This window comes from Bacillus sp. MSP13 (assembly GCF_000815295.1).
Lineage (GTDB): Bacteria > Bacillota > Bacilli > Bacillales > Bacillaceae > Bacillus > Bacillus vallismortis.
On sequence record NZ_JXAQ01000014.1, the window covers coordinates 93120 to 118326 of the forward strand.

Annotated in this window: 19 protein-coding genes and 2 pseudogenes; 11 read left to right on the forward strand and 10 right to left on the reverse strand. The window is 38.7% G+C overall.

From position 1 onward, the window contains the following. Positions 1 to 134 precede the first annotated feature (134 nt). Positions 135 to 1046, forward strand: coding sequence for a diacylglycerol kinase (locus SC79_RS17200; RefSeq protein ID WP_039076109.1), 912 nt, complete (start codon positions 135 to 137; stop codon positions 1044 to 1046). A 57-nt stretch (positions 1047 to 1103) separates the two neighbouring features. Further along, a complete protein-coding gene (rlmD, locus tag SC79_RS17205; RefSeq protein WP_039076110.1) occupies positions 1104 to 2492 on the forward strand; it encodes a 23S rRNA (uracil(1939)-C(5))-methyltransferase RlmD in 1389 nt (462 codons plus the stop codon). A 229-nt stretch (positions 2493 to 2721) separates the two neighbouring features. Here rlmD and SC79_RS17210 read toward each other — a convergent pair whose 3' ends face one another. The 3 genes from SC79_RS17210 to SC79_RS17220 all read right to left on the reverse strand — a co-directional run bounded on the left by SC79_RS17210 (position 2722) and on the right by SC79_RS17220 (position 6515). Continuing rightward, positions 2722 to 4014 carry a DNA cytosine methyltransferase gene (locus SC79_RS17210; protein WP_039076111.1) on the reverse strand — a complete coding sequence of 431 codons (1293 nt, stop codon included), beginning with the start codon at positions 4012 to 4014 and terminating at the stop codon, positions 2722 to 2724. 267 nt (positions 4015 to 4281) lie between these two features. Further along, positions 4282 to 4722: a very short patch repair endonuclease gene (locus SC79_RS17215; protein WP_231559208.1), complete on the reverse strand. Its 441-nt coding sequence runs from the start codon at positions 4720 to 4722 to the stop codon at positions 4282 to 4284. 65 nt (positions 4723 to 4787) lie between these two features. Next, positions 4788 to 6515: a hypothetical protein gene (locus tag SC79_RS17220; RefSeq protein WP_039076112.1), complete on the reverse strand. Its 1728-nt coding sequence runs from the start codon at positions 6513 to 6515 to the stop codon at positions 4788 to 4790. Positions 6516 to 7970: 1455 nt separating this feature from the next. Here SC79_RS17220 and SC79_RS17225 point away from each other — a divergent pair. Genes SC79_RS17225 through drmB form a run of 4 tightly spaced genes read left to right on the forward strand, consistent with a single transcriptional unit; the run spans position 7971 to position 15872 of the window. Beyond that, the gene (locus SC79_RS17225) at positions 7971 to 8933 is read left to right on the forward strand and encodes a hypothetical protein (RefSeq protein ID WP_039076113.1); all 963 of its coding nucleotides are present in this window, start codon (positions 7971 to 7973) and stop codon (positions 8931 to 8933) included. Beyond that, on the forward strand, positions 8911 to 10422 hold the full coding sequence (locus tag SC79_RS17230) for a DISARM anti-phage system protein DrmE domain-containing protein (protein WP_039076114.1): 1512 nt from the start codon (positions 8911 to 8913) through the stop codon (positions 10420 to 10422). Before SC79_RS17225 ends, SC79_RS17230 begins: the two co-directional genes overlap by 23 nt. 11 nt (positions 10423 to 10433) lie before the next feature. Continuing rightward, on the forward strand, positions 10434 to 14000 hold the full coding sequence (locus SC79_RS17235; RefSeq protein WP_039076115.1) for a helicase-related protein: 3567 nt from the start codon (positions 10434 to 10436) through the stop codon (positions 13998 to 14000). Continuing rightward, positions 14001 to 15872: a DUF1998 domain-containing protein gene (gene drmB, locus SC79_RS17240; RefSeq protein ID WP_039076116.1), complete on the forward strand. Its 1872-nt coding sequence runs from the start codon at positions 14001 to 14003 to the stop codon at positions 15870 to 15872. 317 nt (positions 15873 to 16189) lie between these two features. On the opposite strand, the gene SC79_RS17245 is transcribed toward drmB, so the two are convergent. The 5 genes and pseudogenes from SC79_RS17245 to SC79_RS21440 all read right to left on the reverse strand — a co-directional run. Then, positions 16190 to 16387: a hypothetical protein gene (locus SC79_RS17245; protein WP_026014470.1), complete on the reverse strand. Its 198-nt coding sequence runs from the start codon at positions 16385 to 16387 to the stop codon at positions 16190 to 16192. Beyond that, positions 16377 to 16553, reverse strand: a pseudogene (locus SC79_RS21425) (aspartate phosphatase); the annotation flags it as partial. The pseudogene SC79_RS21425 and the gene SC79_RS17245, both read right to left, overlap by 11 nt. 25 nt (positions 16554 to 16578) lie before the next feature. After that, on the reverse strand, positions 16579 to 17124 hold the full coding sequence (locus tag SC79_RS21430; RefSeq protein WP_039076117.1) for a hypothetical protein: 546 nt from the start codon (positions 17122 to 17124) through the stop codon (positions 16579 to 16581). A gap of 20 nt (positions 17125 to 17144) precedes the next feature. Further along, positions 17145 to 17795, reverse strand: coding sequence for a colicin E3/pyocin S6 family cytotoxin (locus SC79_RS21435; protein WP_231559211.1), 651 nt, complete (start codon positions 17793 to 17795; stop codon positions 17145 to 17147). 150 nt (positions 17796 to 17945) lie between these two features. Then, a pseudogene (locus tag SC79_RS21440) lies at positions 17946 to 18864 on the reverse strand (ribonuclease YeeF family protein); the annotation flags it as partial. Positions 18865 to 19059: 195 nt separating this feature from the next. Here SC79_RS21440 and SC79_RS17260 point away from each other — a divergent pair. Further along, a complete protein-coding gene (locus SC79_RS17260; protein WP_039076118.1) occupies positions 19060 to 19980 on the forward strand; it encodes a DUF5655 domain-containing protein in 921 nt (306 codons plus the stop codon). Positions 19981 to 20081: 101 nt separating this feature from the next. Further along, the gene (locus SC79_RS17265; RefSeq protein WP_039076119.1) at positions 20082 to 21089 is read left to right on the forward strand and encodes a hypothetical protein; all 1008 of its coding nucleotides are present in this window, start codon (positions 20082 to 20084) and stop codon (positions 21087 to 21089) included. Between the two features lie 423 nt (positions 21090 to 21512). Here the strand turns inward: SC79_RS17265 and SC79_RS17270 are convergent, their stop codons facing one another. Next, the gene (locus SC79_RS17270) at positions 21513 to 22250 is read right to left on the reverse strand and encodes a DUF4396 domain-containing protein (protein WP_039076120.1); all 738 of its coding nucleotides are present in this window, start codon (positions 22248 to 22250) and stop codon (positions 21513 to 21515) included. Positions 22251 to 22485: 235 nt separating this feature from the next. Between SC79_RS17270 and SC79_RS17275 the strand changes: the two genes are divergently transcribed. Then, the gene (locus tag SC79_RS17275; RefSeq protein ID WP_039076121.1) at positions 22486 to 22812 is read left to right on the forward strand and encodes a four-helix bundle copper-binding protein; all 327 of its coding nucleotides are present in this window, start codon (positions 22486 to 22488) and stop codon (positions 22810 to 22812) included. 56 nt (positions 22813 to 22868) lie between these two features. Here the strand turns inward: SC79_RS17275 and SC79_RS17280 are convergent, their stop codons facing one another. Continuing rightward, on the reverse strand, positions 22869 to 23573 hold the full coding sequence (locus SC79_RS17280) for a YetF domain-containing protein (RefSeq protein ID WP_039076122.1): 705 nt from the start codon (positions 23571 to 23573) through the stop codon (positions 22869 to 22871). A gap of 124 nt (positions 23574 to 23697) precedes the next feature. On the opposite strand from SC79_RS17280, the gene SC79_RS17285 reads away from it, so the two are divergent. Together SC79_RS17285 and SC79_RS17290 are read left to right on the forward strand one after the other, a co-directional pair. Continuing rightward, positions 23698 to 24207, forward strand: a complete 510-nt coding sequence (locus SC79_RS17285) for a spore coat protein (RefSeq protein WP_039076123.1) — start codon at positions 23698 to 23700, stop codon at positions 24205 to 24207. Between the two features lie 113 nt (positions 24208 to 24320). Further along, a complete protein-coding gene (locus SC79_RS17290; protein ID WP_231559212.1) occupies positions 24321 to 25136 on the forward strand; it encodes an alpha/beta fold hydrolase in 816 nt (271 codons plus the stop codon). Positions 25137 to 25207: the final 71 nt, after the last annotated feature.

A 25207-nucleotide genomic window follows, 5' to 3' on the forward strand; every position in this document is an offset into this window, starting at 1 on the left:
GCTTTGCTGAGGCTTTTGTGCGTTTTCACCTGTAAGATTATGTACATTTTGTTGCGATTTTTTTAACTCATAGTATAATTAAAGGTTGTTAGTGTAAAAATGGATCGGATACTCTTAAGTAGGATGATGAGATAATGAAACGTGCACGCATAATATACAATCCGACTTCAGGACGGGAGATCTTTAAAAAGCAACTTGCCCAGGTCCTGCAAAAATTTGAACAAGCCGGATATGAAACCTCTACCCATGCTACAACATGCGCAGGAGACGCAACGCACGCCGCCAAGGAAGCGGCATTGCGTGAGTTTGACTTAATCGTTGCAGCAGGCGGAGACGGAACGATTAATGAGGTCGTCAACGGGCTTGCGCCTTTAGACAACCGTCCGACGCTCGGTGTCATTCCAGTCGGCACAACGAACGACTTCGCCAGAGCGCTCAATATTCCGCGCGAAGATATTTTAAAAGCGGCGGATACGGTGATTAACGGCGTTGCCCGCCCGATTGATATCGGACAGGTGAACGGGCAATATTTTATCAATATCGCCGGCGGAGGCCGCCTGACGGAGCTGACGTACGATGTGCCAAGCAAACTGAAAACGATGCTCGGCCAGCTTGCTTATTATTTAAAGGGAATGGAAATGCTGCCTTCACTTCGTCCGACAGAAGTCGAGATTGAATATGACGGCAAGCTGTTTCAAGGTGAAATCATGCTGTTTTTGGTCACGCTGACAAATTCCGTCGGCGGGTTCGAAAAGCTCGCGCCGGATTCCAGCCTGAATGACGGCATGTTTGATTTGATGATACTCAAGAAAGCAAACCTTGCTGAATTTATCAGGGTCGCAACGATGGCGCTCCGCGGCGAACACATCAACGACCAGCACATTATTTATACAAAAGCGAACCGCGTGAAAGTCAATGTATCAGAAAAGATGCAGCTGAACCTGGATGGCGAGTATGGCGGCATGCTGCCAGGCGAATTCGTGAATCTGTACCGGCACATTCACGTCGTCATGCCGAAGGAGAAAGCGGAACAGCTGGATGACTAAAAACTTGGCTTGAATAGGCCAAGTTTTTCTTTCGCTTAAAACTAGAGGTGATTATAGATGAAAATGAAACCCCCAGTAGAAAAAAATGAATACTACGACGTGACATTTGAAGATTTGACGCACGAAGGAGCGGGTGTTGCCAAGGTTGAAGGTTTCCCAATCTTTGTCCCAAACGCCCTGCCGGAGGAAAAAGCCCAAATCAAAGTCACGCGTGTCAAAAAAGGCTTCGCTTTCGGCCGCTTGATCGGGATGAAAAAAGAAAGCCCGCACAGAACAGTTGCTCCTTGCCCGATCTACAAGCAATGCGGAGGCTGCCAGCTTCAGCACATGACCTACGAAGGCCAGCTCTTGTTTAAACAGAAACAAGTCAAAGACGTATTAGAACGGATCGGCAAGCTGGACCTGTCCAACGTCACCGTCCACCCGACACTTGGCATGGAAGACCCTTGGAACTACAGAAACAAAGCACAGGTGCCGGTAGGAGAACGAGAAGGCGGACTCGTCGCCGGATTCTATCAGCAAAGAAGCCATGACATCATCGATATGAGCGCCTGCCTGATCCAGCAATCCAAAAATGACGAAGCCGTCCAAGCCGTCAAAGACATTTGCGCCAAATACGGTGTCAAAGCCTATAACGAAGAACGCCATAAAGGCTGGCTCCGCCACATTATGGTCAGATACGGCGTCGTTACGGGCGAAATGATGATCGTCTTCATCACAAGAACAAACGACTTCCCGCACAAAGCGAAGATCATTGAAGACATCACAGAAGCGTTCCCGCACGTGAAATCCATCGTGCAAAACATCAACCCGAACAAAACAAACGTCATCTTCGGAAACGAAACAAACGTCATCTGGGGCGAAGAATACATCTACGACCTCATCGGAGATGTCAAATTCGCCATCTCCGCCAGATCGTTCTACCAGGTCAATCCAGAGCAGACAAAAGTGCTCTATGACAAAGCGCTTGAGTATGCGGAGCTGAAAGGCGAAGAAACCGTCATTGATGCCTACTGCGGCATCGGAACGATTTCTCTCTTCCTGGCAAAGCAGGCGAAAAAAGTGTACGGTGTAGAGATTGTGCCGGAAGCGATTGAAGACGCCAAACGAAATGCCGAGCTCAACGGCATCACAAACGCTGAGTTCGCGGTCGGAGAAGCGGAAACCGTAATTCCGAAGTGGTACGAAGAAGGCATCACAGCAGATACGCTAGTCGTCGACCCGCCAAGAAAAGGCTGCGACGAAGCCCTCCTGCGGACGATTGTGGAGATGAAACCGAAGCGGGTGGTGTACGTGTCCTGTAATCCTGGCACGCTTGCGAGAGACCTGCGGGTGCTTGAGGATGGCGGGTATGCGACGCGCGAAGTGCAGCCTGTGGATATGTTTCCGCATACGAATCATGTGGAGTGTGTGGCTGTGCTGAAGAGAAATGTAAATATTAATTAATGGTTAAAGAGCCTTTCACAAATTCCTGAAGGGCTCTTTTAAAATTTCATATGTATTAGTGAGGAGTATAAGAGCCCATCCCTTTTTGGCAATACATTCTGTAAACATATTTAAGTAGTGTTCTCCTTCTTGTCAAAAGCTAGCTTTACAACAAAAAACTAGCCATCTTATTTTGCTAGGGATGGCTAGTTAATTAAGGAAAGCAATTCAATTTAACTTGTTTTGATACTTAAAAAAGTCCTAATTGAAAGCTTGCGTTCTCGTTCTTTATTTTATTATTTGGAGAGCTTTCGAGATAATTTATGGCCCAATTTGCAATAGGAGAAGCAACTGCCTTAGCCAGCAAAACTGGCACAGCATTCCCTATTTGCTTGTATTGTTTGTCTAGTCTATTGTTAATTGAAGTCTGGCTGTTTGTTCCTTGACTAAATTGAAACCAATCTGGGAAAGTTTGCACCCTGGCAATTTCCTTTACAGACAACCTTCTATGGTTTTCTTCCCCATCAGGGAAAACCCACTTATCTTTCCCTATCTTTTCCATAGGTGAGCCGCCTGGATGGAGGGGGGCCTGTCTCCCTGAAGCTTGGATGGTAAAGCTTTGCTCGTCCCAGCTTTTCTTTCTGTTACGAGACATATAAATAGAAGAATATGACCCGGTATAGTACGGTCCTGGATCAGTCACTAAATCTCCTATAGAATCTCTCAGCGTTTTGAATGGCTTTAGGCCCATTTCTTCACCATGGGTTGGAGATGGATATTTGTAATTGAAGCTAATGTCTTTTCTGACGCCAACAATTATAACACGCTCTCTGAGTTGCGGAACTCCATAGTCCCTTGCATTTAATAGCTTAAACTGAACCCTATAGCCAGCTGAAGCAAAATCTTCGATAATCTGATTTAAAACCTCGCCTTTTCCAAGAGTCATCATGCCTTTAACATTCTCTGCTACAAATATTTCCGGCTGTGCCTGTATCAGGCTTCTAATAAAATGTAAATATAAAAAGTTACGATCGTCATCTATCAAACGTGGACCAGCTTCACTAAATCCAGGGCAAGGGAATCCTCCAAGGATAAGATTGCATTTTGGGAAATATTTAACTTGTCTTATATCCTTTTCGTGCTGGATAACATGACCAGGAAAATTTGTTTTGTATGTTTGATTGGCTTCTTTAAACAAGTCATTTGTATAAATAGTATGAAAGATGCTTTTATTCCTTAGTTCATTAAATCTGTCTTTATCTTTAAATGCTTCCATAGCTGCTTCTTCACCGACTACTGCTGCCAATCCTGCTAACTCAAATCCAAGGTCGAGACCGCCGCAACCCGAAAACAGGCTAAGCACATTTATTTTATCAGTGCGAAAATCAACCTTTTCAATGATTTCTAGATCATCATCAGAATTAATAATTCTTGAAGATTCCTCAAAGATCTTCTCCATTAGTACATTCTTTACATCATCTATAGAATAATCAGACGCCGGCTTATATTTGCCTCTTCCTTTGATATCTATTTTTAAAGTCATATCTTAAACAACCTCCTGTTGCACCTCTTATGATATCTTATCAAATTTCAATTCAAAAGGCCAGCGCCAGTGTCTTTAATATAATGATTTTCTTATATGTTTACATTATTATTTAATGGTTATTTTGTGTTATTCTGTTAATTGGGAAATTGAATTAAATTAGAAGCATGCTAGCCATTGATTTAATGGAGGAAAGCGAAGTCATAATATAAGATGGATTTGTTGTAAACATTTCACAAGAAATTTCTTTTAATCTAATTTTTCTCTTTATTTTCTCTTAGATTGTTCAATAAAATTAGCTATCGTGTCAATGGTAAAATCAAAATCTTCCTTGAATTCATGTTCCCATACACGAAGTATATTCCAATTATTCTCCTTATAAAATGTGTTGACTTCTTCATCTCGGGTTTTATTTTTTATATATTTAGCATTCCAATAATCTGTATTGCTTTTAGGGATCCTGCCGTGAACAGGGCAGAAATGCCAGAAACAAGAATCGATAAAAATAACAACCTTATACTTTTTTATAGACAAATCTGGTTTCCCAAAAAGGCTTTTGGTGTTTCTTCGGAACCGATAGCGCCGATTCCACAATGCACTTGCAACCAGATTTTCTAATTGGGAAACTGATTTAATGGATTTCATAACATTGCTTCTAGACTCTTTTGACATCTTGTCCATTTGCCCCAACCTTTCTTTTGGAATCATTTATAATATTCCCTCATAAAAGATAGAAAAAACAAAAGTGGTTATTGGTCATAGGACATTGTTTATTATCTGCTTTCCAACTGGCATTCTGATGTTAATTTAATAGAAGACCAGCCGCGCTTTTGACCTCCGCTAAATTTGGCGCGTAAACTAATTGACTCTAACTCATTATTCCATGTTAAGGTATTTTGTATAGCAGAAGGCACATTTACATGCACTTTTACTTCACCGTCAATTTCAAAAGGCTCTTTGCAAAAGCTGATTCCCTCACCATAAATAGTGATAGCTATCATTGCTTTTCCTAATAAATTGTGAATTCCTCTTCTTAATTGTTCCTGAGTTGCACTGTTAAGTTTTATTCCTAACTCATAAGAGAGTATTTCTAAACTTTTTCTATGATTTAATTCCCCTACGGTAAACTTTGTTTTCACCTCATTAATAACTGATTCCATGCTTCCCATATTAAAATATGTTGGTCCAAGAATGCTTCCCATCCCCGGATTTTTTGTAGTGATTTTGCTATTCCTTTTTGCTAAAGCTTTTAGAGAAATATTCTCAACAATAATATTGTTATTTACTTTTAAGACTAACTGAAGGTCCCCTGTATCAAGCCTATCTTTAATATATGCATCTGGAATTAATTCGATACTTTCTATAATATAGTCATTATATTTTTGTCTAAGTTTATTTGTTATAGCATCTACTATTGTAGAAGTTGAGCTATATAGTTTTTTTAGTGTAATTGGATTTACGCTAGAAAAGTACGTATCAATTAATTCAATACATTGCTTTGGATCTACTTGTATAACGTCGGGAAACGCTTTTAAGAAATAATAATATGTCCATGCTTCATGGCATTTGCCTATTGCATTACTGTTATTCGACGTTTTAACGTACTCATGTTTATTCAATAGTTTTACCATTTTCCTCATGGTTTTTAAGTTGACATTTACTCTCTCTTGTTCTTTAGGAAATTCATGGTAACTTGTAGCAAGTTTAATCGATTTTCCAGGAGCACTTTCAAATTTAAATCTTAGGGTGAGTCCCACTTCTCCAAATTTAATCCCAACTGTACTCTTTCCTGTTTTGTAAAGTTCAATATCCCTCAAAGATGGGGGGGCAGGTGCAAACTTTTCAACCTTGACATCATTTTCATCTTTGCCGTAACTTGTGATGATATTTGTATCATTGACCATGAAAAAGACATTAAAGGCATGGGTAAATCCTATATTCTTCTCATTATAAAATTCCTGCAACAACGTAAAACAAGTTTCACGCAAGTTGAAAAGAAACTTGTCTCTATATAAATTAATTTCTTCTGTGAATTTTGGAAAATGGTTTGACACAAGCCTTTTTAACTCTCTTTTATCTGTTATGTAGTGTGTTCCTTCTTTATGCCCTACTACTTCTTTTAAGTAGTCTAAATAGTACCTTTCAAATTCTTTGTTAAAAATCTTTTGCATTCCTGTAGATAAAAAATACTTTTCCAAAAAACTCTTTGCACCAGGATTTTTCGGCTGAATGCGTCGGCCTTTTTTAATTAGAAATAAATTTAACGAGATAGTTTTGCCACTTTTCAAATATAAAGTAAGATCTTTTGATTTATCAGGACATAAATTATCGAACTTTGAAGTAACAGAATCAATTTCTGGATATAAATTTCTAATAAATGATATAGTCTCAATTGTTATCTTAGAAAAACTGCTTATGGATTTTGATTTTAAAGATTGCAATAATGCTTGGTATACTGATTTGACATGATTATCACCGATAGCCTTTGAATTTTTCCCCATTGTATACACCCTCTGTTTTCTATTTCTCTATTGTTTTCTTTAGAAAGTGAAAATGATTACTAAGTAAATAGTACCACAATTAATCTAAAAAAGTTATGGTTTCCTAAAAAACTAAAGCTTTCAAGTGGTTCTGGTAAAAGCTTATAATATAAATTGTAAATGTTAACATGCGAAAATGCGAACTGAAGGAAGTTGAAGGGAAAAATGCACTTAATTCAATTTATCTATTTGAAAGTTTAGTCAATGCTCCCCTCAGTATATATGCAATTTATGAAGGAGGGAATGAAGGAATTTTGGTGATGATCCTTTGAATAAGCTACTAGGCTTAGCGGGGGCTTTTGCCTAAAAAGAGGGATAAAACCAAACTCGTAGCATTTTGGTTTTATATATCAGGAAGTGAATTGGAATGTCCTGATGAGATAAACTTTGAAACTGGACATATACGTTATTATCGGGATACCAAAGATGCTGGTAGAGAATTGAGCGAAAAGAAGGGAACCAACTATTAAGAGGCTTTTCATAACAATAAGTGAACAAAATTATGAAAGTGTCCCTCCTCTCCTATTTCGAAAGAGCCCAACATCAAAGAGTTCAAGGAGCTAACATTTTTAGGTCTTGCGGTGCCGGGAAGACAACAATTTTCGATTGATGAGAGTTTAGCAGCCATTTGGAGAATACACAAGGGTTCCTGATTTCAAAATTACGAAGCCTATTTTACTTTACTAGATACAGGAAATTAAAGGGGCTTATCATGAGAACAATTGACTTAGAGGTCCCTGCCCAATTAGAGCCTGAACAATGGAAAGGATTTGTTTCTAAGTAGATTGATCAGGATAACTCATTTGATAGCAGAACCAATATAACAAAGTTTAGAACTAAAAAAGAGCAATTGCCGAACACTAGTGAAGGAAATAAGGATTTAAAAATATTTTTAAATATTTAAATAATAAACCTATTCAGCTTGCACTTTTTTTTTGCTGATCTATTCTAAGGGTAATGGACAAGAATTTCGTAAAGTTTAATTTAACCCGTGCTAGCCATGAGAGATGCTATTGGATTATACAAAATAGGAATGCAAACCAGCATTTTAACAATTAATTGCGCGAGGGTAGCAATATGCTATTCTCCTTTAAATGGCTGTCATGTAAAGCAAACAAATCGATTAATATACGTATTCGCCACTGCCAGTTGGAATCTTTGTAACGACCAGCTATATTAGTAGTCAAGCTTATAAGGAAATTTTAGAAGATGAATATCTGATCCTTGTTATTTCAGGTCGGGAAATTTTTGTATTTTGAAAAAATCCATATTGATGAAAAACACATAGAAGCATATATAGAAAGAGTTCATTTTTTCTTGAACTTATTTTACAGCCTAAACTCTATCTAAAACTTTTGCGAGAAGTAATTAATGGGAGATATAAGATTGATTTTATATATGGAGATGAAATAGTTAATGATTTTTAATAATTGGAAATATAGAGACTTTAAAAATGATTTTGTATACTTAGAGGACTGGATGAGATTTAGTATAGAATTAGCTAATTATGTAAAACAACCAAACCAATATATAAAGTTATATATATCCGTACCAGCTAATCTAATGTTCTCTTATTTTTTTGTTCTTGGAGCTATTAATTATGATTTCAGGAATCCATCTAAAGAAACACTATTAGGGAAGTATCTTAGTTTAAAAAAAGGTCAAAGGATTATTTACAAAACAGGAGAAGACTGGGTAGCTCATTCTGTTATAAAAGTAAGCAAAGTCCCTAATACAGAGACAAGAGCCATAGTAGTGAAAGGTCGTTCAAATTCTACTACATATATACCGGAAGCAAGATGGTTTAACCATGTGAGAATACATGAAGATGAAGTAACTAGAGTTAGAAACACCAGACGAATGAGAAACGTAGAGAACATAGTCGATAATGCCAAATTAAAAAATTTGTATTCAGAGTACAATCTCAATTTGTTAATGATGCAAAACACTCCGAAAACCTATTTATGCGCTAATCAAAAAGAATGGAAAGACAGTATATCAGTTATCCAACTTGAAATAGATGAAGAGTTCTTGCAATTGGACGAATTATTGTTTGATGGTACAGGCGGTACATTTAAGAACTTTTCATTTATCCAGCAAAACCATTCATCAATTCTTCCAGATGACTCAATGATAATATTTGCTGGAAGCAGCAGGGCACTTAGAAATATGGATCAATTTAAGCAACAAAAGTGTATTTTTATTATAGATCAACATGAGGCAAATGAAAAAGTAGAGGAGCTTCAATTGAAAATCGAGCGGGAGTTTTTAATAGACAGGTGCCAATCTTTCAACGAAGATATCTTAAAATACATGGATAATAACCAAATCGAAATCCCAAAAGGAGTGGAGATTTTTGCTTGGTCACAGAAGAGCTGATTTAGCTTTAGCAAACAAGTTCTATTCCTCGCCAGTAAAAGTGGAGTTTATACAAGTGGAAGAGGACCAAATAGGACAATTAATACAGGCATTAAAAGATCTGAAATATGAAGTCAAGACTTATTATGAGCATGATCAACTGTTACTAGAAGAGACCGAGGCATTCATCCAAGCATGCCGAAGCGTAGTTGGCACTATAAACAAATATAGCACTTACTTTAGAGAGAATAATGAACTGTTTGTGAAGTACTTTACTTTAACGAAAAGACGCATTTATGCTGACTTGTTCAAGAACAATATAGAGCCTATTATAGATTTAATAAAAACATTACGGAAAAAGCAGAATAATGCCTATGTTGAAACCCTATTAAAACTATTTACCGAAAAACACCTTTCTTCAGAAAACACCTATATTTTAACTAAGAAAAAGCCTTCAGATGAACTCATTGAAGTTAACGGACTGAAATATAAACTGATGGAGGACAAAGAATTTATAGACCTAGGAGTTTTTGCGGACGCGGTTATATTTCTAGGGACTCCTGGATATTTTGACAGCAAATTTTCTACAGTATTTTACGGAAAACAAACTATATTTGTGGGGTATTCTTGTTTCGCAAATCGATTGGTAAAAAAGAAATCCTTTTCGGATTTAATTAATAGCAACCATATAATAAATACAATATATAAAAACGTTAACATCGATAAAGGCTTTGCAGGCTTAGATTTCAATGAAACATTTGTGAAAGGAAGAATAAAAAAATCAGAAGAATCTTTAATCAATCAGTTTGAGAGTATTACAAACGTTTCCCTAGGAGAAAATGTGGAAGTGAAGCTAGCGACTATTTCCAACGATAATTATATTTTCTTACCCATTAGGCAAAAGGTAAACGTCATCGATCGAGATTCTCTAAAAATCTCTCAAGAAGCGGTCAAGGACTTATCCGCAGGGGATTTATTAATATTTCGAGATCATAATGCGTCTAGCTTAATTCGCGAAGAAGCAGACAACATTATGGGCGTTAATGCCGAAAGATACCGAGAAAGCTTAGAAAAATGGAAGAGAAGGCTGCGCTATAATGTGAAAGGAAAGGGAATCGATAGAGTTTCTAAGATTTTAAGAAGAAGTTATAAAGTTTCAGTTGCCACAGAGAACAATATTAAAAATTGGATGAGTAACAATTCTATTAGGCCATCGTGCTTAGATGAATTGTTACAGGCTTTCAAATTTAATCCGGAAGAGATCAACGAAATATTAAGTGCAGCTAGTGAAATACGTAGTGCGCATATTTCAGCTGGTCATCACATTTCTCGATCCTTAATGAATGAATTAGATAAGGACCTGGAAAATGTGGTCAATGAGAACGGGTTTTATACGTTTGAATCAAAAGAGTTCAAAGAAGCTTGTTTTAATATTGAAGAAATAAAAAGCATTTCTAATGTAATATATTTTATTCCTGAAAACAAAATATTAAAGATTATTAAAGGGTGAGGTGTCCAGTATTGAATAAAAAGTTAGAAAAGGCTTTGCATAACCGAGAGCTTATTATTGATGCCATTGAGCAAGAAATCGTAGGTCCTAGTGATATTACTAATGCTGAAAAGCCCTTAAATGTTATCGGCAATACAAAATTTAATAGTTTCGATGACTTAAACACTAATTATTATTGGAACAAAGCAACTCTAAAGGAAGAGGTAATCCAAAGAGACACTCCTTCGCGCAGGTATGCTGCAGGAATGCTGTATCCCGTGAAACTTGAAATTGAAGAAGCAGAAGAAGAGCTAATAGTAGAGGTAGTTAACAACGAACAACAAGACAAGTTTTATGATCAATTCGATGATTTGAAAACAGAAGAAATAGATGAAGAATCAGGGTTAAATGACACCATTCCCAAAATTCAACAAAAAGATGCAATGCCTTCAAGCATGGGGATGACATTTTGCTTAGCTAAGGGCACAAGAGCCTTTACAGTTAATTTTTCGGGTGGAATATACGACAAGCATAAGATATATACGGACATTAATCACGAAGACGAAGAGAATGGCAAACAAAAACATTATAAGTTTGATGAATACTGGTGGTTGCGTACCTCTATTTTCGCTCAGGAAAAAGTTGAGCTATCAGAATTTGATTCTAAAAAAAGCGTTAGTGTAAAGCAATTACCTTTACATATTTATGACAACTCAAAGAACAAAAATGATAAACTCAGCTTGCAATTGCATATTCAATGTCGCTCAAAAAAAGAGTATACGTTAGTGACAGTAACAGTTTTAAATGTGACTGAACCTCCAGCAAGGCATAATGTCAATGAGTTTACAGTATTCCAATCCCGCTTAAATATTTCGACTGAGCCAGGTAGCTTTTTAAATTATCCCAAGGTTTTCCAACGTAATTTAGATTTAACTGAGGATGAATGGAATAACGAATTGCTATTCAGAAACAAATTCAATTATGCATTCGGTCACGGCTGTTCCGTCACCTGGGATCAGCATGCTAAAAACATATCAGAAATCAGTTCTACATTTATCCCAAGATATGAAACAGAAAGCATGACACCGGACGTTACTCTCAATGTTAATGGTAAAGAAGTAAGTTTAAAAATTGAAATGCAAGCTTTAATGAATGTTAAGAACTATGATGAACTGGTTCAAATCTTACAACCTTTAGTAATGGGATATAAAGACTGGATTGATAAGCGCGAGGAAGAATTAAAAAGCTTGGAGAAAGAGTTGAGAAAAGCTGCTGAAACTAATTTGGGACGGTGTAGGGATAGCTTAGATAGGATGGAAAAAGGGTTAAAACTATTAAAAAAACCTAAGGTATTGCAAGCATTCAAGATGGCAAACAAAGCTATCTTGTTACAACAAATTAACGGTAAAACACCACGTACAGCTCACTTTGAAAAGCTAGATACAGGCTTGGAGCTAGTCATTGATAAGAAATCTGCTGAATCAATAAAGAAAATGAATAATTTAAGTTCTTGTGACAATAGCTGGCGCGCTTTTCAGATCGCGTTTTTCTTACTATCAATTCAATCTTTAGTGGAAAAGGATTCTATAGACCGCGAAATAGTTGATTTAATTTGGTTCCCTACAGGTGGCGGAAAAACCGAAGCATACCTAGGGGTGGCAGCATTTCAGATGTTTTATAGACGCTTGTTAAATCCGTCTGATGCAGGTGTAGATATTATAATGCGCTATACTTTGCGGTTGCTAACAGCTGACCAGTTCCAGCGGGCTTCTAGATTAATTTGCGCAATGGAGTATGTGCGGCGTGAAAATGAGAGTGATCTTGGCAACACTCCTTACTCGATTGGAATTTGGGTAGGATCAAAAACCTCTCCTAATACAAATAAAGAAGCGTTAAGCCAAGTAAATGCAATGAGCAGATCGAGAGGATCTGAAAACCTAATAGTGACAAGGTGCCCTTGGTGTGGATGCCAAATCGGCAAGGTTAATGTTAAGGGAAAAGGGGCTCGGCATAACGAAAACAAGGTAATTGGATTTAAGAAAGAAGATAACTGCTTACTAGCGGCGTGCCCAGACAATCATTGTGATTTTCACGATGAAATTCCTGTCTACTTCGTAGATGAAACAATTTATGAGAAACAACCAACCTTCTTAATTGGAACCATCGACAAGTTTGTCCAATTAACATGGAAGCCTGTTGCTAGAAGACTCTTTGGATTAAATGAAATGGGAGAGCGGGTTGTGTCACCACCACAAATTATTGTTCAGGACGAGCTACATTTAATCTCAGGACCATTAGGAACACTTGCGGGATTATATGAAGCGTTAATTGAAGAATTATGCATTGATGATCGTGGGGAAACACCAATTAAGCCTAAAATTATTTCGGCAACAGCAACGATTAAAGAATTTGAAGAACAAGCGAGATGCCTATTCGGAAGAACAAACGCAAGATTATTCCCAAGCCCAGGTATCGACATTGATGATTCGTTCTTCTCTAAAGTGGCCGTTGATAAAAATGGAAAGCCCCTTCCAGGACGAAAGTATATCGGCGTTTTCACATCAAGAGTCCGCCTCCTAATGGCACAGGTAATGACGTATTCATCTATTTTGCAAGAAGTCGAGAGCTTTCCTGAGGAAGAACGGGATCCGTTTTGGACATTGCTTTCTTTCTATAACAGCTTAAGAGATCTAGGAGCTGGATTGAATTTATTCAACAGTGATATTCCTACATATATTGATGCATTAATTAAGAGAGAGGGATTCAATAAGAGGAGATTTTTAGGGGCGCCACTAGAATTAACATCCCGTAAACAAAGTAATGAAATTTCCAAAACTATAGATGATTTGAATGTTTCTTATGAGACAAAGGATGGCAAGGGGCGAACTAAATCCCTTACAGCGTGTCTAGCTTCCAACATTATTGAAGTAGGCGTCGATATTGATCGTTTATCGCTAATGGGTATCATTGGGCAGCCTAAAATGACAGCTCAATATATCCAGGTAAGCGGGCGAGTAGGAAGACGCCCTAATGAAAGACCAGGCTTAATTGTAACCGTGTATTCCAATCAAAATTCCCGCGATAAATCGCACTTTGAGCACTTTAACGAATACCATCAAAGACTCTATGCACAAGTAGAAACCACAAGCTTAACACCTTTCTCTACAGCTTCTTTGGAACGGGGGTTATCGGCCGTACTAATAGGTTTCTTGCGCCAGAGATTAGATATGCAAATAGCAAGATATCCTACGAGCCAAGAGTTAGAGCGCGCTATAAAAGATAAGCGTTTTAATTCTTTCCGGTATCGCTTTAAAGAGCGAGTAGAACTAATTGATCCAGATCAATTAGGAGTATGGAAGGATATCTTTACAACCTTCATCAAGGGAGTACTGCAAGGACGTTATGAAACTTGGCGAGTTTCTGATACAGAACGTGGCTTAATGTATCAAGCTGGAAATTCAAATGATGGAGAGAAATATCCTGGCAGCCTTCCTGTAATTAATAGTTTAAGAAGCGTGGATGCTGAAAGTAGAGGATCTATTGTTTTACTAGATAAAGAGGAAGAAGAATTTGAATTTACTTGGGGAGATGATGATTAAATGCGATATCTACCAATGAGACGCTCGAAGCTAGTTGGAACAGAAGGACCTGGTTCTCTAGTTATTAGCCCTGAAGGTGAAACAGCCGTTGTAGGTGCTTTAGACCTTTGGTTTAAAGATTTTAAAGGTAACAGAGCAAAAAATATTGAAGAATTTGCGGTCAACGAACCACGCTTAAAATCAATCTTAAAAGTGGACAAATTCTACAAGCCGCCTGAATTCAGAAAGAGTTCTACAAATGACATGGACGTTGTTCCAAACAGCGGACTTGTCATGCCTCTAATGCGTTTTCCTAGATGGCACTATTGTAGCTCATGCAAATCATTAAGGGAGCTAGAACTAGATCAGACTTCAGTATATTTAGATTGCCCAAAATGCCAGACGAAAAGATATTACAAACAAGTCCCTTTTGTAGTGATTTGCGAACACGGGCATTTATCTGATTTTCCTTGGCGAAAGTGGATTCATGCTAACGAAAACACTACTTGTGAAGGCAATTTAAGAATCCGCATGAGCGGGGGTACAACACTTGACTCTTGGAGAATTGAATGTGAAGGGTGTAAGAAAAGCCGTGGTTTACAAGGGATCACAACTTCAAGTGATGGTGAGAAGAAAACAAGCTTTTTGGGAGACAATCTGAACGAAACAGGGTCCCAAAAATATACTTGTGAAGGCGAACGTCCATGGTGTGGAGAAGAAAAAGAAGAATGCTCTGCAGCCCCCGTTGCAATTTTGAGAAATTCTATTGGTGTCTACATGGCAAAAAAAATTAGCGCTTTGGCTATACCAGGTGATTACAGCGAGAATGTGGATCGAATTGTGTCAAAGGTTCAATCCCCATCTAAGTATTTACTACAAACCAACCTTGCTCTTTTAGATGATATACAGAAGAAGATAGAATTTATAAGAAAAAATCTTAGGTTTGAATTGAAAGGGGACGTAACTGATGAGGATATTCAGGAAGCCCTAATGTATATAGAAGCTGGAGAAAAATACGAATACACGGACGAGGAGCTAGAAAAACCAGGAAGGTTAATTAAGCAAAAAGAATTTGAGAAGCTTATCTCCAAAGTAAATTCGGAAGAACTAAGAGTCGAACCTGAATGGATTTACGAAAATGATACGAAAATCCACGACAATTATTACAAACCATATTTAGAACGTTTATCTAGGATATTAAAGCTGAAAGAAACAACGGCTTTATATGGTTTCGATCGCAAAGATTACAAAAACACTACTGATTACAGCAGTTACTACCCTTCTCTCTATAAAGATTATGATAATGCCCATGAGAAATGGCTGCCTGTAAATGAAGTGTACGGCGAGGGCATCTTTTTACAATTAAATCTAGAAAAGATTGAGCAATGGGAGTCCTCAAAGGAGGTACAGGACTATTTCCAATGCTATCTTCAACGGGTAAAGCATGTTGAACATCGTGACGATATAATTCTCAAACCAAGAAATATTATGTTGCACACCCTCGCCCATTTTCTAATTGATGAGCTTGCAAATGTCTGCGGCTATAATCGCGCAGCAATTAGAGAAAGGCTTTACTTAGATGAAGGACAAGCAGGTGTTTTAATCTATATTTCTGCGGGCGATTCGGAAGGCACTTTAGGCGGGCTGGTACGATTGGGATTACAAGAGAAATTCTTCCATGTTTTAGACAAGGCTAAAAATAACGTAGAATGGTGCAGTTCTGACCCGGTTTGTACAGAGCTCGGAAAAACACAAGGACAAGGTATAAATAGTTTAAATGGTGCAGCTTGTTATAACTGTTCACATATTCCGGAAACGTCTTGTGAATTTTGGAATTTATATTTAGATAGAAGCTTACTTATTGATAAGAAGATAGGCTACTTTAGAGACTAAATAAATAACCCTTATAAGAAACTCTGTTGGCTCTTATAAAGGTCTCTCAGTCCCCAATGCTATTCAAAGGGATAAACGTAATATTGCCTTCCTTAAAAATTCGACTTTTATGGTTGTGTATTTTTATTCTATCAATAAAGTTTTCAAAATATATTGTGGAAATTAAGGTTAAACGTTATCAATTGGTAGGGTTAGGTTTTATCTTGTTTAACAAAAAAGATAAATTTGTTGATTTTGTTTGTGAGTTTTAAAAAAAATTTCCACATCTTGTTGTATTTCCTCCGAAAAAGAGACGCAGTCTAAGCTGCGTCTCATTCTTAACCAAGCGTTCCGTTTTCTGCAATCGTCATTTCCTTGTCAAAGATGGCTTTGTCTTCCAGGGAGTTCGTTGAATCGTTTGCAGCTTTGCTTGTCATGTTTCTGGATGCCACATTTACTTCATTGCCTAAGGAAGAACTGATAAAGCTTACACCGATCAAAGCAATTACAGCGCACAAAGTCAGTTTACATTTCATACAAACAATCCCCTCTCTGAATTTGTTTGCGGGCATGAACCATCTTTTTGAGTCAGATAACAGAATCATCCATCTGCCCAATTTCAGTATAAAACTTTGCGGCTAATAATGCCAACTCTTCCATATAAGGATATCCTTGGGATGCCTCTAATTTGTTGAAAACATTAAAAAAGACTCATCTTCCAGCATTGCTACTCTGGACAAAGCTCTAGCAAATCATGAAATAATGCCAGTTCTACCGTGACTTGGGGACCGAATAAAGGCTCTGTTTTTATATCAAGATCACAAATGACTTCGTTCATTTCTTGATAATCAAGAGCGTTGTATCCCATTTGTTTTAAAGTTTTGTTCACTTTTGTATCAAATTCCTGTTGAGGCATTGAATACGTTTGTGTACTGAAACCATCTAGGGTAGGGGTTGATCTCTTTGGATCAATATTTTCTAACTCAAATTCATGTTGTATGTAAAAGACAGGAGCCAACTTAGAAATCATTAATTTACTGCTATAGCTTATATGAAAATCATTTTTTTCAAATGGTTCAAATTCGAATATGAATGTAGCAGAAGGCCAAATTTCATCTTCGTTTGTATTTTCATAACTTATTTTTTCTGTTTTTAAATAAGACTTTAATGAGTCAGAGAGGATAATTTCTTGTTTACATAAAGATAGATACTCTTCTTGTGCAAACTCTTTATTGTAGAATTTATTAATGGTATCAGCAATCAATTTATCCATAAGGGTCCCTCCAAAAATAGCTATTTCATTCTTAAATCATGTCCGCCTGATTTGTCCGCTTCTTTAGTGGGATTAAGGTTAAAATCGATTTCCCCTTGATGTTTCCCTCTTTTATTTAGGACTTCAAAGCGCCCATGTTGTGTATCTAAAGCATAATATGTTTTACTTTTTGAATCGTAGTATACGTCTCGTTTATTAATTGTGGATAGTTTAGAATCTTTTTTCCAGCCATTCTGTTTAGCAATCGGGGCTGCGGTTTCCCTTATAAAAGCAATTTTTTCATTGACGTTCATGCTATACATTTTCTTTTCAAAAGATGTAACATCTAAAGTACTACTGCTCGTAGCTGTTCTCCCGCTATTTGATTGAAATAATACACTTTCTTTTTTTGATACATCTCTAAGAAGTTCAGTATTTAGTACATTATGGACATCTTGTATTTTTGAGTCGCCCGCAAAAGCAAATTGATTTGTTCTATTAGTAAGCAAGTTACTAAACATTCCAGATGTAGTAACAAGTGCTTCATGACTTTTTGTAATGGATTTTTTTGCTGTGAGTGTTCCTAGCTTTCCAACTTTATCTATACCTTTAGTTCCAATAAGTGCTGTTACGACAGTAGCAAGAGAATAGGTGATCCAACGTGATCTTGACTCTGCATCTCCGTTTACCATATCACGATTCCATGAATCGGATAACGCTGCCCAAATATTAATTCCCGTAAACGTAACTGTTGCGAGTTGCTGAGTGGGGGGATGAGTTTAAAAATTTGTATACACTGTTTATTGTTTCTGGTGCATTTAAAATCATATCCTTCACACCAAGCGCAGTGTCTTTTCCAAAATCGTATAATCCCTCACCAATTCCTTTTAAAATTTTAGCATCCTGCCTAGCCGTTTCTAATTGTAGCACATACTGTTGTTGATAAGGCTCAAGGTTCTCATACCCAACCTTCTTCGCAATTTCTAAATATTCATCAGGGTCAGATACACCATCCGCAAGCTTTTTCTTTAATTCTTTGATCTCGCGTTCCTTCGCTTCATCTTTTTTAACCTTCAAGTAAGCCTCAGTCCGCTTTTCAATGTCGCCTTTTTTCTTATGTATGTCACTCTCACGGTACGCTTTGGCGTTGTAGTGGATGGGTGTGGCGTTTTTGCCTTTGCCTGTTGCTTCTTGGAGCTTTTGGAAGTCGGACTTGATGAATTGTTCGTTTGGTTCTGACAGGGCGTATTCTGTTTTCAGGTCTTCGTCCAAGGCGTCCAATTTTTCAAGTGTTTTTTTGCGTTTGTCGTTGGCATCGGCCAGCTCGTCTTTGAAGGTTTCTGTTGAAAACAGGTCGAGCGGGAGGATGTCGTTGATATCGTTCAGGATGTCTTTCATCGCTTTTTTCTGTTCGGACATGATGGATTTTGATTTTTTATGGGCATTTGCCAGTTCGTGCTCCAGGAAGGATTCTTCTATGTATGCGTCAGAGAGGCCTTTGTCCTCGGCGGCTCCGGCGATGCTTTTGAAAAATGCGATTTTCATGTCGATATAGTCGATCCATTGGTCGGTGACGCCGACGTGGTCGTGATAGAAGGCTTTGATGTTGCTGGCGCCTTTTCCTGAGAATTCGCTGTCACTGAGATCAGCGGCGCTTTTTAATGCTTTTCTCAAGTTGACCATTTGCGTTCTTAGTTCTTTGTACTCTTTTGCACGGTCTGTCGCTTCCGAAAGCAGTGTTTTCACTTCAAATACTTTCATGACCATTTCCCTTCTTTTGTTCGCTCGATATCAAAATTTTACCACGGGGTGGGATGAGGGCGGGGGTGAGAACGTGTATGTTTAGAAAAATGAGACATTTGATCCGTGTCTTTGTGCGTGTATTCTGTTTTATGTGGTAAACTTTTTGTAGCGAAGAAGCGTTAGCATAGTTAGATTGAGTAAAGGAGCAGCTCTATGAATTTCTATAAAGTAAACAGCCAAAACCAAATCGAAGATATTCGCGAGAAACCGTTTAAAAAAGAAAAGGAGATTCAGGATTTATGTGAAGCCAATCTTCAGCGGATGTTGGGGCTCAGGTTTGTGAAATCTGAATTCAGGATCAGCAATTTCCGCATTGATACGTTGGCGTTTGATGATGAGACGAAATCTTTTGTAATTATCGAGTATAAAAATACGAAGAACTTTAGTGTTGTTGACCAGGGGTATGCTTATTTAGCGGCGATGCTTAATCATAAAGCTGATTTTATTCTTGAATACAATGAGAATCATGATCGTCCGTTAAAGCGGGATAATGTGGACTGGTCGCAGTCGAAGGTCATTTTTATTTCCCCTGTTTTTACGGTGTATCAAAAGCAATCGATCCATTTTAAAGATCTGCCAATTGAATTGTGGGAGATGAAAAGATACGAAAATGATCTGGTTCATATGAATCAAATGAAAGCGGAAGGCGTCTCCGAGTCGATTAAGACCATTTCACGGCAAAGTGAGACCATTCAAGAGGTCAGTAAAGAAATTAAAGTGTTTTCCGAAGAGGATCATCTTGCAGATAAGCCGTTTGACGTCATAGAGCTTTATGAGCAGCTAAAGGAATTCATTTTTAATTTGGACGATCATATTTCAATCAAACCGACAAAGCTTTATATTGCGTTTACGTCAAATAAACGAAATTTCACTGATATTCTTCTTTTAAAAAGCGGACTTAAGCTGTGGGTGAATATGAAAAAGGGAGAATTGGATGATCCCGAAGATAAAATGCGAGATGTCTCTGAGACCGGCCATTGGGGAAATGGCGACTATGAGATTTTCATAAAAGATGATGAACACATTGAATATATCATGGGATTGATCAAACAATCCTATGAGAAAAATAAGTGAGAACTTCCGTTGAGAAGTTCTTTTTTTATTGGGTTACAAGGGAAATGCATAGAACATGTTGAAAACGATATAAAGTTTAAAACTATATTGGGGTTGATTGTATGAAGAAGCGTTTTATGCTATTAGGATTGTTCGCAAGTGTTTTTATGTTGGCTATATATATTTCTTTTCAAAATAAAAATACGCATCCTGTCAAATCTTCTGCCATCCACCCCAAAGAAGACCGCATCTTTTTTATCTACTCCAATCCTTTCATCAAAGAAAGCACGCTGCTTTCGACCTCAACAGGCGAACGATTTAACAGGCGCACGTTTAAGGTGGCGGATGTGCCTTACATTCAAACAAAATCTGATGCATCAACGGACATTGTGTTATTAGCGGAGCACGAGCCGTTTTATTACACGCTGGAGAAGGATGTGATCAGAGAGCATCCGTTGTCAAATCCCTTTGCGTTTTGGTATGAGGGGAAGGATGTCTCTGTAAAGGCTTATAACGTTGATACGACGGGGAATGAGATTCATATAAACGATAGAAAAACGAAGAAGAAATATCGGCTCACCTTGCCTTCGCTTGTCACGATGGGGGCCAGTGATGAAAACTATATTTATATCATTCAAAGCATGTCTATTTACGTGATCGACAGAAAAACAGAGGAAATCATAGAGACTCTGAGCTTAGCCTCATATGCAGATCAATTCGCAGACTCCGAGGATTTTATTGTCGCGAGCTCAGGGCATAAATTGACTGTGATTGAAAAAGGGACATGGAAGACGAAATATATTCGGTATCCTGATGATCTTGAATACGCTGATACCGTGTACTATGACAAAGAAAGCGGCCATTTTTACGTGACGTATGAAGACAAAGAGGGTGAGGCTAACTTGCTGGAGTATGAGAAGGATTTTTCTTTTCGGACATACGGCTTGACTTTCCCTTATATGGAGGGGAAGTTTAAGGGGGATCGACTTTATATAGTTGCCCAGGAAGAGCATAAGAAGGGCATTGGAGGATATGTGGGTGTGTTTGATATCCATTCCAAGGAGACGCTATATCAGTTTGATTTGCCTGAGGAACAGGTGAAGGTTCAGGATTTTGTTGTGATTGATTAGCGTACAAAGTTATAGTCTTGAATCAATCTCCTTTGGCTGAATAATAGAATTTGTTAACTTCAGCTTGATAGCGGTTATTGATAATGAAAAGATTAAGTCATCTGATGACACTAGTTTCTGCGGATGTAATGGCATTTTAGGGGCAGGTCAATCAGCTAAGGCGAAAAATCTAATAATGGGGATCACTGAGCTTATATGCAAACCCGTATATTCAATCTCTCCTTTTCTGAAAAGCAACGGCTGCCGAGAAAATGTCGACAGCCGTAGTTTTTTTCTTAACCTATCGTTGATGATCCACACAAGAAATCTTCTCAAAACGCGGCGAATTAGCTACACAGAAAATCACTTGCTCCGACAGCATCTATCAATACACAGGCTTCTTTTTTATCGCAGAAAAGCATGGTTTTCACTATAATAGTAGTGCTACATTGCATGTTTAACACCTTTTTTTACAAGAAACCAGTTTGCGGGATAGCTGGTTGCTGTTCCTAAGATCATGGCAATTTGCATCATGAACCAAAATACGGGATCGTTAGGTTTAGGGACATTGGACGCAAAAATGCCGTAATGAACAATTGCCATCCAACCGAACATGCCGATTTCAAAGGCTATTAAGGATAACGTGTCTGCTTTAATGGCAGCCACAAAACCTTTTCCCCAGCTCATTCCTTTATTCATCGGAACAATAGAAAAGACTTGGAAAAATACCCCGAATAGGTATGCGAGAATGAATTCAACGACATAATCTGCAAATAAAGTTGATCCCGCAATCGTCAGGCCTGTTAGAAAAACCAAAGGTGCGCCAATAAGATCCCCGATCGTACATCCGCTGGAACAGTGGCTTGTAGAAACAAAAACGCTTTGATAGAAGGGCTTCTTACTGTGCCCGTGACTTTGATGGTTCATTTCCTTATAAGTGTGATGATGAGCATGCTCACCGTAATTTGTATTCATTTGTGAATGTTGTTTGTTTTTCGTTTGACGTCCCATCGCCCAATAAAACCAAATCGCAAATGGCCCTAAATAGAGTCCTTGTATTGGCCAAACCACACTCATTATTTTCATCTTTTGCGGGTGTCTAACCACATCTGCGAGTATAATGAAAAAAGATAAAACTCCTAAAAGTATCGCGGTATAAGCGATTACATCGAGTGTACCCATAACCAACCTCCGTTTTGATATATATTCCGACCATACCCCGTACCCCTATTATTAAAACTTCTTACAATAAGACAAATAAAAACACGCTTTCCAGTTTGAAAAAGGTCAACGAAGGGCCTATGCCGGATCTTACCTGTGTTGCGGACATAGGCTTTTTGTTGATAAGAGAGTCATGTTTTACAAGCGGGGGAAGTGGATATGGTATAAATGAAATCATTCTTGAGGAGGTTTACGAATGGCATATGAACAATATCAATCGCTAGTTGAGACGCTTCACGACTGCATGGTGGCTTGCAACCATTGCTATGACGCCTGTTTAGAAGAAGAAAATGAAAATATGATGGCGGATTGCATTCGGCTGGACCGGGAATGTGCTGATATTTGTGCGTATGTAGCGCAATCGATCGTGAGAGGCACGCCGTTTGTTTCTGAGCTGACACAGGCTTGTGCGGCGATTTGCGAGGCTTGTGGAAATGAATGCAAAAAGCATGACAAAGAGCATTGTCAGGATTGCGCGGAAGCTTGTTTTTCCTGCGCCGAGGCTTGTAAACAGGCGGTTTAACATTGAGTCAAACAAGGGCTTGAAACAGTGGAGATGAGACTGTTTCAAGCCCTTTTTTATTCAGATGGAGAATTCTCTTTTTTATCAATATACAGAGTGCCGTCTGTTTGAACTTCTGCGTAAAATACTTCTTTAGGATGTTGGATGCCGGATTCTTTTAGCCGGTCCATCAGCCATTGTTTGTTCAGATTCAATTTTTTCAGGTTATCTTCTCTCACTTTCCCATCGGCTATGACTGAAGCGGGATGGGAAACGTTTGGATTTGTATTTTCTCCTTGAACGTTCATATCCTTTTTCGTCACGTTTTGTTTTGCTTGCTTTTTCAGGACGGATAAACTGCCGTCCGTTTCAAAAATGGCATAATCGACATCGGCTAAGGAAAATATATTTTTTTTGCGCAGTAAGGTTTGTAAAGCATCGAGATCAAGACGGACGCTTCTTAACTGCTTATCCATTATTTTACCTTTTCTTATTAAGATGACCGGCTGCCCTTCAACCGCATACCGAATAGCAGGGAACTTAATATCCAGAAATCCGACGATGATTGTAAAAGCGCTCCAGGCAAACAGGGCGATGAATCCATTTCTGATGCTGAGGGTGGAGTCAATGGCAAGCGAGGCTCCGATGGTTCCAATGGAAATGGCTGACACAAAGTTAAAAAAGGTCAGCTGGGCGATTTCTTTTCTGCCCATCAGTCTCGTTAACACCAACAAGGTGATAAAGGCGATGATCAGCCTAATGATCAATTGAGGAATAGGCATTGGCGAAAGCTCCTTTTATATAGATTCGATTCATATGTCTTTTATTTTCATCTTTCTTGGGGAAAACAATGCACCATTTTTTCGATCGTTCATAGCCTATACAGACCATAAAGGAGGGATGTTGATGAAACTTCCTGCCGTAGATCTGGGGATAATGGCAGAGCATTTGAGCACCCATGAAGGTGTGATTTCTAAGCTTGAAGCATACGAGTCTGCTGTTGGGCATCGCGATTTGAGGGATTTGCTCCAATTGCATGCGAATCTTTTGAGAACTCATGTCACGGCGATGCTGGCACTGATCAACCCGGATCAAACGGGTGAGGTGCATTTGCCTGAGATGCCGCACGTGCATTTTCACCAGCATTCAGGGGCTCTTTCGGCTGCTGAAAAAGATATCGCTCTTGAGGCTAGGTCGACCGCAAAACTCATGGGAAGCGATAATTTTAATTCGGCATTAATGATGAAACATCCTAACGTGAGGAATATTCATCTTCAAATGTCTTTCCAAAATGCCGCGCTGCAAATGCTGTATACCCGACTGATCAGAAGAGGAAATGGTGAATTTGTTCCGATGGCCAGTGAACAAATGCAGCGGTTGACGCTGCAGCACTATCAGCATGTCGGGAATGAGTGAACCATAGGTGAAAGCTTTTCCAATGATCAAATGGAAAGGCTTTTTTGAGTAATATTACATAAAAAGGGAACAACAAATAATGAGTTTTATTCAGGAGGTGCTTTTGCTTGGACATGCTTCAGAAAGAAATACAGATTGGCGAGCACAAATTGTTTTACCGGACTGCAGGTGTCGGCAGCAAAACGATTTTGCTGTTACATGGAATTCCGACAAACTCTTTTTTGTGGATGAATGTGATCCCGCAGCTGGCCAAGCAGTACACTGTTATTGCCCCTGATATGCTTGGATACGGACTTTCAGGCAGGGCGGCAAAAGAAGAGCTGACCCTTCCGATGCAGGCGCAGTACATCATATCGCTGCTAGATATGCTTGGCATTCAGAAAGTAAACGTTGTCGGGCATGATCTGGGCGGAGGAGTCGCACAAATATTAGCTGTCCAGTATCCGGACCGGGTAGAGAGTTTTGTGGTAATTGATGGCGTGGCCTTCAGCAACTGGCCGCTCCCTAAAGTAGTATCGCTGCGGTATCCGACAGCGCCTGAGTTTGAGCCGTCTCCATATTTCATTGAGCGGATGATCAGAGAAGGGATCTTTCATCAGCAGATGGTTACACCCGAGATTCTTCAAGCTTTTATCGCGCCGTTTGATCATGAAAACGGGCCAAGGGAGTTACAGGAAGCTTCGCTCGCGCTTGAACATCATCAAACAGAAGATGTGGTTCCCGGGCTTCAGGGAGTGCGCGTACCGGCCACGTTTTTGTATGGGCAATATGATCGGTACCTTCCGCCATACTGGGGATTCAAGCTGCAGGAAACGGTCCCGAATTCCATGTTTAAAGTGCTTCCGGAATGCAGCCATTATTCCATGCTGGACAATCCTTTATTGGTGTCTCAAGAGATTATGGCCCATATGAATCAAATGAATGGATAACACGTAATGCCTGACAGATTCTGATGTGATTTCACTGTCAGGCATTATTTATTTTGAGAAAAACGAGTTGA